14 protein-coding genes are annotated in these 12,632 nt (G+C 72.6%); 10 read left to right on the top strand and 4 right to left on the bottom strand.

Going from position 1 to position 12,632, the window contains the following annotated elements; genetic code table 11:
* Nucleotides 1–40 precede the first annotated feature (40 nt).
* Nucleotides 41–865 (bottom strand): aldo/keto reductase, encoded by an 825-nt coding sequence (locus OG488_RS37005; RefSeq protein WP_329237577.1) that lies wholly within the window; start codon nucleotides 863–865, stop codon nucleotides 41–43.
* A gap of 313 nt (nucleotides 866–1,178) precedes the next feature.
* Here OG488_RS37005 and OG488_RS37010 point away from each other — a divergent pair, with 313 nt between their 5' ends.
* Nucleotides 1,179–2,480: an alpha/beta fold hydrolase gene (locus tag OG488_RS37010; RefSeq protein WP_329237579.1), complete on the top strand. Its 1,302-nt coding sequence runs from the start codon at nucleotides 1,179–1,181 to the stop codon at nucleotides 2,478–2,480.
* 47 nt (nucleotides 2,481–2,527) lie between these two features.
* On the opposite strand, the gene OG488_RS37015 is transcribed toward OG488_RS37010, so the two are convergent.
* Nucleotides 2,528–3,100: a rhodanese-like domain-containing protein gene (locus OG488_RS37015; RefSeq protein WP_329237582.1), complete on the bottom strand. Its 573-nt coding sequence runs from the start codon at nucleotides 3,098–3,100 to the stop codon at nucleotides 2,528–2,530.
* Nucleotides 3,101–3,313: 213 nt separating this feature from the next.
* Between OG488_RS37015 and OG488_RS37020 the strand changes: the two genes are divergently transcribed.
* From OG488_RS37020 to OG488_RS37055, 8 genes are all read left to right on the top strand, one after another.
* Nucleotides 3,314–4,045, top strand: coding sequence for a PIG-L deacetylase family protein (locus OG488_RS37020; RefSeq protein WP_329237585.1), 732 nt, complete (start codon nucleotides 3,314–3,316; stop codon nucleotides 4,043–4,045).
* A 91-nt stretch (nucleotides 4,046–4,136) separates the two neighbouring features.
* Nucleotides 4,137–4,736, top strand: a complete 600-nt coding sequence (locus tag OG488_RS37025) for a helix-turn-helix domain-containing protein (RefSeq protein WP_329237588.1) — start codon at nucleotides 4,137–4,139, stop codon at nucleotides 4,734–4,736.
* Nucleotides 4,737–4,838: 102 nt separating this feature from the next.
* Nucleotides 4,839–5,807: an NADPH:quinone oxidoreductase family protein gene (locus OG488_RS37030; protein WP_329237591.1), complete on the top strand. Its 969-nt coding sequence runs from the start codon at nucleotides 4,839–4,841 to the stop codon at nucleotides 5,805–5,807.
* Complete coding sequence (locus OG488_RS37035) at nucleotides 5,804–6,994, top strand: acyl-CoA dehydrogenase family protein (RefSeq protein WP_329237594.1); 1,191 nt, start codon at nucleotides 5,804–5,806, stop codon at nucleotides 6,992–6,994. Before OG488_RS37030 ends, OG488_RS37035 begins: the two co-directional genes overlap by 4 nt.
* Nucleotides 6,991–8,112 carry an acyl-CoA dehydrogenase family protein gene (locus OG488_RS37040; protein WP_329237597.1) on the top strand — a complete coding sequence of 374 codons (1,122 nt, stop codon included), beginning with the start codon at nucleotides 6,991–6,993 and terminating at the stop codon, nucleotides 8,110–8,112. Before OG488_RS37035 ends, OG488_RS37040 begins: the two co-directional genes overlap by 4 nt.
* A gap of 230 nt (nucleotides 8,113–8,342) precedes the next feature.
* Nucleotides 8,343–9,224, top strand: a complete 882-nt coding sequence (locus OG488_RS37045; RefSeq protein ID WP_329237600.1) for a phosphatidylinositol-specific phospholipase C/glycerophosphodiester phosphodiesterase family protein — start codon at nucleotides 8,343–8,345, stop codon at nucleotides 9,222–9,224.
* A gap of 136 nt (nucleotides 9,225–9,360) precedes the next feature.
* The gene (locus OG488_RS37050) at nucleotides 9,361–9,555 is read left to right on the top strand and encodes a hypothetical protein (RefSeq protein WP_329237603.1); all 195 of its coding nucleotides are present in this window, start codon (nucleotides 9,361–9,363) and stop codon (nucleotides 9,553–9,555) included.
* 161 nt (nucleotides 9,556–9,716) lie between these two features.
* On the top strand, nucleotides 9,717–10,466 hold the full coding sequence (locus OG488_RS37055) for a hypothetical protein (protein WP_329237606.1): 750 nt from the start codon (nucleotides 9,717–9,719) through the stop codon (nucleotides 10,464–10,466).
* Nucleotides 10,467–10,472: 6 nt separating this feature from the next.
* On the opposite strand, the gene OG488_RS37060 is transcribed toward OG488_RS37055, so the two are convergent.
* Nucleotides 10,473–11,087, bottom strand: coding sequence for an endonuclease (locus OG488_RS37060; RefSeq protein WP_329237609.1), 615 nt, complete (start codon nucleotides 11,085–11,087; stop codon nucleotides 10,473–10,475).
* Complete coding sequence (locus tag OG488_RS37065; protein ID WP_329237613.1) at nucleotides 11,084–11,266, bottom strand: DUF6480 family protein; 183 nt, start codon at nucleotides 11,264–11,266, stop codon at nucleotides 11,084–11,086. Before OG488_RS37065 ends, OG488_RS37060 begins: the two co-directional genes overlap by 4 nt.
* Nucleotides 11,267–11,393: 127 nt before the next feature.
* Between OG488_RS37065 and OG488_RS37070 the strand changes: the two genes are divergently transcribed.
* The gene (locus OG488_RS37070; RefSeq protein ID WP_329237616.1) at nucleotides 11,394–12,632 is read left to right on the top strand and encodes an FUSC family protein; all 1,239 of its coding nucleotides are present in this window, start codon (nucleotides 11,394–11,396) and stop codon (nucleotides 12,630–12,632) included.

Raw genomic sequence — 12,632 nt, forward strand, 5'->3', positions numbered from 1 at the left:
CCGGGCAGACGCGGGGCCCGCCCGGTGGGGGCCGGCCGGCTCAGTTGAGGGTGTCGGGGTCCGGGCCCGTGCGCATGCCGCGGTCCAGGCCCGCGATCGCGTCCATGTCGGCCGGCGAGAGCGCGAAGTCGAAGACGTCGATGTTCTGTCGGATCCGCGCCGGTGTGACGGACTTGGGGATCACGATGTTCCCGAGCTGGAGGTGCCAGCGCAGCACCACCTGGGCCGGGGACTTTCCGTGGCGCTCGGCGAGGGAGACCAGGAGCTGTTCGTCCAGCAGGGCACCCTGCGCCAGCGGGCTCCAGGCCTCGGTCGCGATGCCGTACTCCGCGTGCGCGGCGCGCAGCTCGCTCTGCTGGAGCCCGGGGTGCAGTTCGACCTGGTTGACCGCGGGGACGAGTGAGCTCTCCTGTCGCAGGCGGCGCAGGTGCGCGGGCTGGAAGTTGGAGACACCGGCGGCCCTGATCCGGCCGTCGGCCCGCAGCTTCTCCAGGGCGCACCAGGTGTCGGCGTAGAGGTCGCGGGCGGGGGTGGGCCAGTGGATGAGGTAGAGGTCGACGTGGTCGAGGCCGAGCTTGGCGAGGCTGGCGTCGAAGGCGGCGAGCGTGGCGTCGTACCCCTGGTCAGCGTTCCAGAGCTTCGTCGTGACGAACAGTTCCTCGCGGGCGAGCCCGGACTCGGCGAGCGCCCGGCCCACGCCCGCCTCGTTGCCGTAGACGGCGGCCGTGTCGATGGAGCGGTAGCCCGCCTCCAGTGCGGCGGCGACCGCGGTGGTGGTCTCGTCGTCGGGGACCTGGAAGACGCCGAATCCGAGCTGCGGGATCGTGACGCCGTCGTTGAGCGTGACGGTGGGGACCGTGGGCATGGCAGGGCCTCTCGTGGGGTCGGACCGGTTCGATCCGCGTGCGATGGTTACTGGCGTAAACAATAATTGCACACGCGGGTTAATGGCAAACGCCGGTAAGTGGGGCGATGTGCCTCGGTGCTGCCACGGCATGGACGAAACGGTCCGTCTCACCCTTGACCGCAGGGTGAGGGTTCCGCTCCGCAGGCGCCCGCGCATCGCCGGGCCACGGGTGCGCGGTGCGAGCCGCGGTCCGGGACGCACGCGGGCCGGGGCCGAACGGGGCGCGCCGGTGTGCTGAACTGTCCGGGAAGCACCGGATACAGGAGTTCTCTTGAACAGCTACCGCCAGCCCGGCATCGTCCTCACCGACCGACGGTTCACGGTCCCCCTCGACCACGACGAGCCGGGCGGCGAGACGATCGAGATCTTCGGCCGCGAAGCCGTGGCGAGCGGGAGGGAGTCCGAGCGGCTCCCGTGGCTGGTCTATCTGGAGGGCGGCCCCGGCTTCGGCGCCCGCCGCTTCGTCGGCACCGAGGCCTGGCTGGGCCGCGCGGTGCGGGAGTTCCGTGTGCTGCTCCTGGACCAGCGCGGCACGGGTCTGTCCACCCCGGCCAACCGGCAGACCCTGCCGCTCCGCGGCGGCCCGCGTGAGCAGGCCGACTACCTGGCCCACTTCCGCTCCGACAGCATCGTCCGGGACTGCGAACTGATCCGCCCCCGCCTGACCGGCGGCGCACCGTGGACGGTCCTGGGGCAGTCCTTCGGTGGGTTCTGCGCCGTCCGCTACCTGTCCGCGGCCCCGGAGGGGCTCGAAGCCGTCCTGATCACCGGAGGCCTGCCCTCCCTGGACGCACACGCCGACGACGTCTACCGGGCCGGCTATCCGCGGATCGAGCGGAAGGTCGCGGCACACTACGCCCGCTACCCGCAGGACGTCGCCCGGGCCCGCGCCATCACGGCGTACCTCGCCGAGCACCGTCCGGACAGCGCGGGCCACACGCTGACGCCCGAGGGCTTCCAGTCCCTCGGCATCATGCTGGGCACCGGGAACGGCAGCCACCAACTGCACTACCTGCTGGAGAACGCGTTCGTGACGGGGCCGCACGGTGCCGAGCTCTCCGACGCCTTCCAGGAGGCCATGCGCACCGCCACCTCGTTCGCGGGCCATCCGCTGTACGCCCTGATGCACGAGCCGATCTACGGCCAGGGCGCCCGGCCCACCGACTGGTCGGCCGAGCGCGTCCGCGCCGAGTTCCCGCAGTTCGACGCGGTCGCCGCGCTGGCGGGCGACGGTCCCGTGCTCTTCACCGGGGAGAGCATCCACCCCTGGCACTTCGACGTCGATCCCGCGCTGCGCCCTCTGCGCGCGACGGCGGAGCTGCTCGCCGCCCGGACCGACTGGCCCGTCCTGTACGACGCCGAGCGGCTCGCGGCCAACGAGGTGCCGGTGGCCGCCGCCGTCTACCACGACGACATGTACGTGGACACCGGCCACTCGCTGCGGACCGCGTCCTCGATCCGCGGGCTGCGCACCTGGGTGACCAGCGAGTACGAGCACGACGGTGTGCGCGCGGGCGGTTCCCGCGTACTGGACCGGCTGCTCGCCCTCGTGCGGGGCGAGAGCGACCGCTGAAGTCCCTCCCCGCCCGGCACCCCTGACCTGCCGCGACCTGGCTGCGGTCAGCCCTGGATGGCGTCCAGTGTGGCGTCCAGGCCGGCCGCCGACCGGGGCGCGCGGTTGTACGGGAGCTTCGCGAGGACGGCCGCCATGCCGCAGGTGTCGCTCACCGCGGAGTAGACGAGTCCGGCGCCGATGCCGGCCGACAGCCACCGCGCCGCCGGGATGCGCCGGCCCGCCACCAGGCCGGCCACGACCAGGGAACCGGCCGCGAGGCGCACCTGGCGCTCCATCGGCCAGGTCGCCCGGGCGCCCGACGGGCGGTCCAGTCCGTGCCCGTCGCCCTCCCAGGCGGAGGTCCCGCCGGTCAGGGCGGCCGCGTCGATGTCGGCGTCGGCGAGGATCTCGCAGGCCCGGGTGGACCGTACGCCGGAGGCGCACACCACCAGCAGTGAGCCGCGGGCGGAGGCCGACTTCAGGGCGGGCACCGCCTCGGGGAGCCGGTCCAGCGGAACGTTCAGGGCGCCGGGTACGTGCCCGGACGCGTACTCGCCGGGGGCCCGCACGTCGATGACGGTGAACTCCTCCAGGCGGGCTGCGGCCTCGGAGGGGGAGAGGGAGGCGGGGCTGATCACGAGCGGGGTTTCCTTTCGGTCGCCGGTGCGGGGCGGGCCGGGGTCCTGCTCACCCCGGCGCCCGGACGTCAAATAATACCCCCAGGGGTATGAAGCTCCGGCTCGGTGCGGCTGACGGTACGACGCTTCCTGCCGGAGCAACTCCATGCCCCTGCCCCGAACCTCTTCCGGAATGCAGGCGTCCGTCACCTTCCGCCGGATAGCCTGCCGGGTATGACTGAGCAGCTCGAACCCATGCCCACCGACTGGCACCGGGCGCTGGCGGTGGTCGCCCACCCCGACGACCTGGAGTACGGCTGCGCCGCCGCCGTGGCCGGCTGGACGGACGGGGGGCGCGAGATCACCTACCTCATGGCGAGCCGCGGCGAGGCCGGTATCGACACGATCGCCCCCGCCGAGTGCGCTCCGCTGCGCGAGCGGGAGCAGCGGGCGAGCGCCGCCGTCGTCGGCGTCAAGACGGTGGAGTTCCTCAGCCACCCTGACGGCGTCATCGAGTACGGCACGGCCCTGCGCCGGGACATCGCCGCCGCCATCCGCCGCTACAGGCCCGAGCTGCTCATCACCCTCAACCACCGTGACACCTGGGGCGGCGTCGCCTGGAACACCCCCGACCACCTCGCGGTCGGCAGGGCGACCCTGGACGCCGCCGGTGACGCGGGGAACCGCTGGATCTTCCCGGAGCTGGGCGAGCAGGGCCTCGAGCCGTGGGACGGGGTGCGGTGGGTCGCCGTCGCGGGCACCGACCGGCCCACCCACGCCGTCGACGCGGAACCCGGATTCGAGCGCTCCGTGCAGTCGCTGCTGGCCCACCGCACGTACATCGAGGTGCTGACGGACGAGGACCCCGAGGCGTACTGCCGCACGTTCCTCTCGGATCTCAACGCCGCGGCGGCCGAGCGCTTCGGCGGACGCCCGGCGGTCCTCTTCGAGGTCTTTCCCCGCTGAGCCGTCGTCCCGGCACTCCCCGCGTCGCTCCGGCAGCCGGCCGGGGAGTGCCTGATTGACAAACGACCTTGCCGATTCTGCAATGGACGGCATGAAGGAACAGAACCAGGACGACCCGGAGCTCGACGCCGTACTCACCGGGGTCGGCCCGCGGCTGCGCCGCCTGCGCAAGGACCGGGGCGTGACGCTCGCCGCACTGTCCGAGGCCACCGGTATCTCCGTCTCCACCCTCTCCCGCCTCGAATCGGGCGGGCGGCGCCCCAGCCTGGAACTGCTGCTCCCGATCGCCCGGGCGCACGAGGTGCCGCTCGACGATCTCGTCGGCGCGCCACCGGTCGGTGATCCGCGCGTCAAGGCGAAGCCGATCGTCCACGGGACGAAGACCTCCCTGCCCCTCACCGCCCGGCCGGGTGGTCTCCAGGCGTACAAGGTCATCCAGGAGGCCCCCTGTACGGAGGGGCCCGAGCAGCGCACCCATGAGGGGTACGAGTGGCTGTACGTCCTCAACGGCCGGCTGCGCCTCAAGCTCGCCGACCACGACCTGGTCCTGGCCCCCGGTGAGGCCGCCGAGTTCGACACCCGCCTGCCGCACTGGTTCGGCCCTGCGGGCGACGAGCCGGTCGAATTCCTCAGCCTGTTCGGGCCGCAGGGGGAGCGCATGCATGTGAGGGCCAGGCCGAAACGGTCGTGACCGCTCCCGGACCGACGGGCGCGAGGTGTTCCCAGACCGGCAAGCGACCGCTTAGTATGCGCCGGAGCAGTGGTAATGCCGACAGTGTTGTGGAGGCCCCTCATGCAGGCATGGCGAGTGCACCGGAACGGCGAGCCGGGCGAGGTGATGGAGCTCGAGGAGACGGACCGGCCGACGCCCGGGGACGGGCAGGTGCTGCTGAAGGTACGCGCCGCGAACATCAACTTCCCCGACGCGCTGCTCTGCCGCGGCCAGTACCAGGTGAGGCCCCCGCTGCCGTTCACCCCCGGTGTGGAGATCTGCGGCGAGACGGAGGACGGCCGCCGGGTGCTCGCCACCCCCGCACTCCCGCAGGGCGGATTCGCCGAGTACGTCGTCGCGGAGGAGGCGGCCCTGCTCCCGGCCCCCGACACCCTGGACGACGCCGAGGCCGCAGCGCTGCACATCGGCTACCAGACCGGCTGGTTCGGCCTGCACCGGCGCGCGCACCTGCAGGCCGGTGAGACGCTGCTGGTGCACGCGGCCGCGGGCGGCGTCGGCAGCGCGGCGGTCCAGCTCGGCAAGGCCGCGGGTGCCACCGTCATCGGTGTCGTCGGCGGACCGGACAAGGCCGCGATCGCCCGTGAACTGGGCTGCGACCTCGTCATCGACCGCCGGAGCGAGGACATCGTCGCGGCGGTGAAGGAGGCCACGGGCGGACGTGGCGCCGACGTGGTCTACGACCCGGTCGGTGGTGACGCCTACGCCAAGTCGGTCAAGTGCATCGCCTTCGAAGGCCGTGTGGTCGTGGTGGGCTTCGCGAGCGGCACCATCCCCGCACCCGGCCTCAACCACGCCCTGGTGAAGAACTACTCGATCGCGGGGCTCCACTGGGGGCTCTACAACACCAAGGACCCCGCCGCCGTGCGCGCCTGCCACGACGAGCTCACCAAGCTCGCCGCGCAGGGCGTCATCAAGCCGCTGATCAGTGAGCGCGTGCCCATGGCCGACGCGGCGCGAGCCGTCCAGCGCGTCGCCGACGGGACCAGCACCGGCCGAATCGTCGTCCTGCCGTCAGGAGGCACCCGATGAGCACCGCGATCGACGCGGCACAGATCCGCGGTCTCACCCAGGAGCTGCTGGCTGCCCACCCGCCGGCGACCACCGGACGCGCGGACTTCCTCGCGGCACGCTTCGACGCCGGTCTGGCCTGGGTGCACTACCCCGTCGGGCTCGGTGGACTGGACGCGCCGCGTTCCCTGCAGCCCGTCGTCGACGCCGAACTCGCCGCCGCCGACGCCCCCGACAACGATCCCCGCCGGATCGGAATCGGCCTCGGCATGGCCGCCCCGACGATCCTCGGCTACGGGACCGAGGAGCAGAAGGCGCGCTTCCTGCGGCCGCTGTGGATCGGCGAGGAGGTCTGGTGCCAGCTCTTCAGCGAGCCCGGAGCCGGGTCCGACCTCGCCGCGCTGGGTACGCGCGCGGTCAGGGACGGCGACGACTGGGTGGTCGACGGGCAGAAGGTCTGGACGTCCAGCGCCCACGTGGCCCGCTGGGCGATCCTGATCGCCCGTACCGACCCGGACGTCCCCAAGCACCGCGGCATCAGCTACTTCATCTGCGACATGACCGATCCCGGTGTCGAGGTGCGGCCGCTGCGCCAGATCACCGGTGAGGCGGAGTTCAACGAGGTCTTCCTCACCGGCGTGCGTATCCCCGACAGCAGGCGCCTCGGACCCGTCGGCGACGGCTGGAAGGTCGCCCAGACCACCCTGATGAACGAGCGCGTCTCGATCGGCGGAGCCCGCATCCCCCGCGAGGGCGGAATGATCGGCACCGTCGCGAAGACCTGGCGGGAACAGCCCGCCCTGCGCACCCACGACCTCCATCAGAGGCTGCTCACCCTGTGGGTCGAGGCCGAGGTCGCGAGGCTCACGGGCGAACGGCTGCGCCAGCAGCTCGTCGCCGGCCAGCCCGGCCCCGAAGGCTCCGGCATGAAGCTCGCGTTCGCCCGCCTCAACCAGGAGATCAGCGGGCTCGAGGTCGAACTCCTCGGTGACGAAGGCCTGCTGTACGGCGACTGGACCATGCGCCGCCCGGAGCTCGTCGACTTCACCGGACGCGACGCCGGCTACCGCTACCTGCGGTCCAAGGGCAACTCCATCGAGGGCGGGACGAGCGAGGTCCTGCTCAACATCGTCGCCGAGCGCGTCCTCGGTCTGCCCGTCGAGCCGCGTAACGACAAGGACGTCGCCTGGAAGGATCTTGCCCGATGACCGCACAGACCGAAGCCGCCCAGGCGCCCGACCTCCTCTACTCGGAGGCGGAGGAGGACCTGCGCTCCGCCGTGCGGTCCCTCCTCGCCGACCGGGCCGACGCGCCGACCGTGATCGCCGGGATCGAGTCCGACACGCCGTACGACCTGCGTCTCTGGGAATCGCTCGCCGCCGGGATCGGAGCAGCCGGGCTGCTGGTGCCGGAGAAGCTGGGCGGCCAGGGCGCCACCCACCGCGAGGCCGCGGTGGTCCTGGAGGAGCTCGGCCGCAGTGTCGCCCCGGCGCCGTTTCTGACGAGTGCGGTCGTCGCGACCGAGATCCTCCTCGCGCTGGGCGCCCAGGACGGTCCGGCCGCCGAACTCCTCGGCGAGCTGGCGTCGGGCCGAAGGACCGCGGTCCTGGCCCTTCCGTTCGCCACACCCCCCGCCGACGGAGCCGGGGCGATGACCGGCACCCTGGAGCGGACCGTGACCGGCGTCGCGGAGGCGGCGGCCGCCGACGTGCTGCTGGTGCCGACCGCCGAGGGCCTGTACGCGGTGGAGGCGGGTGCGGACGGTGTCACCGTCGAGCCGCTCGTCGCGCTCGACCTGACCCGGCCGCTCGCGACGGTCACCCTGGCCGGGGCCACCGGCACCCGGCTCGCCGAGGCGGGCCCCGCTGCCGAGGCAGTCGGCAGGGGACTGCTCGCCGGCGCCGGACTGCTCGCGTCCGAGCAGCTCGGACTGGCCGAATGGTGCCTGACCGAGACCGTCCGCCACACCCGCGAACGCCACCAGTTCAACCGGCCGGTGGGCTCCTTCCAGTCGCTCAAGCACCGGATGGCACAGCTCTGGCTGGAGGTCGTCTCCGCGCGCGCCGCCGCACGCAACGCCGCTGACGCGCTGGCGACCGGCAGCCCGGACGCCCCGCTCGCGGTGGCCGTGGCGCAGGCCTACTGCTCCCGGGTCGCGGTGCACGCGGCGGAGGAGTGCGTCCAGCTGCACGGTGGGATCGGCATGACCTGGGAGCATCCCGCGCATCTCTATCTGAAGCGGGCCAAGGCCGACTCGATCGCGTACGGCACCGCGGGACGGCACCGCGCGTCCGTCGCCGGGCTGGTGGAGCTCCCCGCTCCGTAGGGCGGGCCGTGGGCGGGGGTGCACGCGATCGCGTGCACCCCCGCTCCGTCGTGTCCGGCGCCGGACACGACGGAGCGGGGGACAGGGGAACACCAGGTGGGGCACAGCCGACGCGCGGACGACGAAGGATCCAACTCTTGGCAGGTACCTGCCTTTCGGTGCGTCCGCGCCCCCATACTCGTCGCGTCCCCCCGCTCACTCTGCCCACCCCACCGCTTCAGGGAGACCCCATGGCACACCTGACCCGTCGCAGAGTCGTCACCACCGCCCTCGCCACCGCCGCAGCAGGCGTGTCCATCCCCGCCCAGGCCGCCGCCGCCACGCCCGCGCGCCCCCACGGCCCGCGTCCGCTGGCGCGGGCCCACGCGCACAACGACTACCTGCACGCGCGCCCCCTCCACGACGCGCTCGCGCACGGCTTCACCAGCGTCGAAGCGGACATCTTCCTCGTCGACGGCGAGCTGCTCGTCGCCCACGAGGCCGGGAGCCTGGACCCCGCGCGCACCCTCGTCTCGCTGTACCTCGACCCCCTGCTGGCCCGGGTCCGCGCCCACCACGGCACCGTCCACGCCGGGTACCCCGAGCCGCTGCAGCTGCTGATCGACATCAAGACCGAGGGCGCCGCCACCTACCTCGCACTCGACCGCGTGCTCCGCCGCTACCGTCCGATCCTCAGCGCCTCCGTCCACGGGCGGGTCCGCACCGGCGCGGTCGCCCCCGTCATCTCGGGGGACCGTGCCGCCAGGGCCCCGATGGAGGCGCAGACCACCCGGTACGCCTTCTACGACGGCCGGCCGGAGGACCTAGGCACCGCGGCGCCCGCCTCCTTCATGCCGTTGATCAGCGGGAACTGGAGCACGACCTTCGGCTGGCGGGGGACCGGCCCCTTCCCCACCGCCGAACGGGACAGGCTCCGTACGTTCGTCACGGCTGCCCACGCGAAGGGGCAACGGGTCCGCTTCTGGGGCACGCCCGACCTCGCGGGCCCGGAACGGGACGCCGTGTGGACCGAGCTCGTCGCCGCGGGCGTCGACCACCTCAACAGCGACGATCTGGCAGGACTCGAAACCTTCCTCCGCCGCCGTGAGCGGGGTGCACGCCGAAACGGCTGACCCGCGTCGGGCCGTGCCTTCCGTCACCGTGCGTCAACACCCGTACGGCGGACACGCCAGTGCGCCGAACGGCCCGGCCGCTGCGCCACACTGGCGGCCGAATGCCGCAAATCCGGCGCGGCGGAGGAGGTTGGCCATGGCCGTTTCGATCTCAGTGGTGCTGCTCCTGCTGGTTCTCGCAGCGATCTTCCTGCGCAACGGAGGACTCAAGCTCTCGCACGCCATCGTCTGCGCCCTGCTGGGATTCCTTCTCGCGAGCACCAGCATGGCTCCGACCATCCACGAAGGGATCACCGCCACCGCGAACGTCGTCAGCGGCCTGAGGCCCTGACACCACGCACCGCCCGGGTGCGGGAGAATGTCGACCGATCGTGGCACAGCGCCGCACGGGACCCGGCCGGGGCGATACCGTCGTCCGAGGGCCCCTGCGCGCGCTTCGTCGACATGGCTTGGACCTCACCGCTCCTCGCCACGCACCTGGAGAACGCAGCAATGTCCTTCCCGCCCCCCGGACGCCAGTCGGGCGCCGCCCACCACGAGTACTGCAACAACGCCCTGTGCTGCCGCTGCCAGCAGCGCCAGTGGACGACGAAGTACGGCGACGAACGCCTCTGCGGCCCGTGCGCCGCCTGCTGTCGCGACTGCGGACGGGCTCCCGCACCCCATCTGGACGGGCTCGACGACGGACTCTGCTCGGAGTGCCGGGGCACGTGCGGCCGGTGCCAGCGGACGCTTCCTCCCGGGGGCCCCTGCCCCTGCAGGGAGTGGCGCCAGCGAGCGGGCGGCGACCCGGTCGGATACATCCTTCAGGCCCTTCCGCAACCCCTGGTCCAGGCGCTCGGCCACCGCCACCCGCGCACCGTGCACGATCTGATCCACCAGGAACTCGGCCGTCGCACCCCCGACCAGCTCCTGGAGCGGCTCGAACGCCGGTGGAACGTCCGCTGGTCCCACGCCCTGCACGAGAAGGACGAGGACGGCCGGCGCCGCTGGGCACCGCAGGAGATCGCCGAGGCACTCGTGGGGCCCAGCCACTGCGCGAACCCCCAGTGCGAGGACGGCTACCTGATCACCACCGACACACCGTGCGGCCAGTGTCTGCGTCCCACCCACCGCTTCGTCACGTCGGTGGCCGACCGGACGGCGACCACGGACCACGCCCGCGCGGCGGCGTCACAGATCCGGCGGGCGCTCGTGGAGGGCCGCTCCACCAAGCCGGGCAAGCGGCGGCCGACGGGCTGAGCCGGCTCAGCCCCTGTCCAGCGCGCCCCGCACCAGCGCGGCGGCCAGCACAGCCGGATCCTCGCCCTTCGCCAGCCGGACAAGCCTGTCCGGCTCCGTGGGCAGCCCCAGCCGTTCCGCGCCCTGGAGGGCCTTGGCGTCGAGGTGAGGAGCCGTCTCCGGCCACACCGTCTGCACCTCGCGCAGGAAGATGTCGGCGCCGGCCGGCCCTATCCCGGGGAAGCGCCGCAGCCCCGCCCGCAGCGTGCCCGTGTCGCCGTCCGCCTCCCGGCGCAGGCGGCGCAGATCGCCTCCGTACACGTCGAGCAGGAGGAGAGCACCGTCCCCGAGCTGAGTGGCTGTCCGCTCGTCGTACCGGCGGTAGCCGCCCTCGCCCAGCGCGTCGACACGCTCCTGCCATGGGGCGTCGGCCATACGGCGGGGGGTCCGCAGCCAGTGCGAGAAGAGCGCCCGCGCCGAGGCCACCGCGATCTCCGCGCGGATCCGTGCGGAGAGCAGGTGGCTCAGGACGAGCAGCTGGTAGAGCGGCTGGGGCGTGTCCCGCAGCCGGATCCCGGCCTCGTCCGCATACGTGGTGCCGTGCCGCTCCAACAGGTCGTCCAGGGTCCGGCGCGCGCTCACGTGAACCCGAAGATGCGGGCGAGGAAGAATCCGGCGACCACGAGCGAGCCCAGCAGCACCACGGCTGCCCAGACCCCGGGATGTTCCCAGATCCCTCCGTCGGCGCGCTCGACATGTGCTTCGCTTATGCAGCCCTCGGCGGGAGGTGTCTCCCCGGGCGGCGTGAGTGGAATAGCCATACGTCAACCATCCTCCCGGGTGGCCGCTGCCGCGAACGCTTGCCCGATGGCGGCACGCGTGCGTCCGTACGGAGTCCGACCGGGCACCGAAGCGCTGCGAACCGGCACTTCGGGGCACCGTCAAGGAATGCCTGCCGTTTCCACGCCCGAACCCGTCGTCAAGCTCGTCCAGCGCACCACCGAGCCGGCCGCGGTCCAGACGCTCCGGTCCACGGCGGCGGCCGTCATCGCCTTCGTGGTGGCCCAGTGGGCCCTGCCCGATCCACACCCCTCACCGCTCACCGCGCCCCTCACCGCCCTCCTCGTGGTCCAGGTGACGCTCTACGCCACCCTCACCACCGGGATCCGCCGCGTGAACGCCGTCGTCGTCGGGGTCCTGATCTCCGGCGGGTTCAGCGCCCTGGTGGGGCTGAGCTGGTGGAGCCTGGGGCTGACGATCTTCACCTCCCTGCTGATCGGGCGCCTCGTCCGGGTCAACGAGTTCGTGCCCGAGGTGGCGATCAGCGCGATGCTCGTCCTCGGTGTCTCACAGGTCGCCGCGAGCGCCTGGCTGCGTGTGCTGGAAACACTGATCGGCGCCGGTGTCGGGCTGCTCTTCAACCTCCTGCTGGCGCCGCCCGTCTGGGTCGAGTCGGCCGGCGTCTCCATCGGCGGTCTGGGGAAGCGGATGGGGACGATGTTCCGGGCCCTGGGGGAGGAGATCGGCGGCAATCACCCGGTGAGGGAGGCCGCCGCCCGCCTGCACCAGGCGCGCCGTCTGGACCACGACATCGTGGAGGTCGACGCGTCCCTGCGGCAGGCCGAGGAGAGCCTGATGCTCAACCCTCGCGTCAGGCAGGGGCTGCTCTCCCGTGTCGTCCTGCGGACCGGCCTCGACACGCTGGAGATCTGCGCCGTGGTGCTGCGTGTCCTGACCCGCACCCTGACCGACCTCGCCAAGGCACGCACCGACGAGGCGCTCTTCCCCGAGGACGTGGCCAGGGGCCTCAGGGAGTTGTTCGGCCACATGTCCGATGCCATCGAGGGATTCGCGGTCATGATCACCACGCCGTTGGCCGAGAGCGGCGAGGAGGCCGAGGAAGCTCTGTCCGACGCGCTCGCCCGCAGTCGCGCGTCGCGCGACCGCGTCGCGGATCTGCTGCTGGAGGACGTGCAGGAACACCCCAGGCAGTGGCAGCTGCACGGCGCGCTGCTCGCCGAGGTGGACCGCATCCTCGACGAGCTCGACATCGACAAGCGCACGGAGCGACTGGCCGAGGAGCTGGACCGCCGCTCCGCCGAGGCCCACGAACGCCACCCGCGCCTGCGGGCCATGTCGCGCCGGCTCCGCGGCGTGAGGTCGGCACGCCTGCGGCTCGGCGAGTGA

The organism is Streptomyces sp. NBC_01460 (assembly GCF_036227405.1).
Classification (GTDB): Bacteria; Actinomycetota; Actinomycetes; order Streptomycetales; family Streptomycetaceae; genus Streptomyces.

Bases quoted from the DNA above. Each gene is read 5' to 3' on its own strand.
- OG488_RS37005 (WP_329237577.1), bottom strand. From the start codon at position 865: ATGCCCACGGTCCCCACCGTCACGCTCAACGACGGCGTCACGATCCCG.
- OG488_RS37030 (WP_329237591.1), top strand. From the start codon at position 4,839: ATGCAGGCATGGCGAGTGCACCGGAACGGCGAGCCGGGCGAGGTGATG.
- OG488_RS37050 (WP_329237603.1), top strand. From the start codon at position 9,361: ATGGCCGTTTCGATCTCAGTGGTGCTGCTCCTGCTGGTTCTCGCAGCG.
- OG488_RS37040 (WP_329237597.1), top strand. From the start codon at position 6,991: ATGACCGCACAGACCGAAGCCGCCCAGGCGCCCGACCTCCTCTACTCG.
- OG488_RS37020 (WP_329237585.1), top strand. From the start codon at position 3,314: ATGACTGAGCAGCTCGAACCCATGCCCACCGACTGGCACCGGGCGCTG.
- OG488_RS37045 (WP_329237600.1), top strand. From the start codon at position 8,343: ATGGCACACCTGACCCGTCGCAGAGTCGTCACCACCGCCCTCGCCACC.
- OG488_RS37070 (WP_329237616.1), top strand. From the start codon at position 11,394: ATGCCTGCCGTTTCCACGCCCGAACCCGTCGTCAAGCTCGTCCAGCGC.
- OG488_RS37055 (WP_329237606.1), top strand. From the start codon at position 9,717: ATGTCCTTCCCGCCCCCCGGACGCCAGTCGGGCGCCGCCCACCACGAG.
- OG488_RS37065 (WP_329237613.1), bottom strand. From the start codon at position 11,266: ATGGCTATTCCACTCACGCCGCCCGGGGAGACACCTCCCGCCGAGGGC.
- OG488_RS37025 (WP_329237588.1), top strand. From the start codon at position 4,137: ATGAAGGAACAGAACCAGGACGACCCGGAGCTCGACGCCGTACTCACC.
- OG488_RS37035 (WP_329237594.1), top strand. From the start codon at position 5,804: ATGAGCACCGCGATCGACGCGGCACAGATCCGCGGTCTCACCCAGGAG.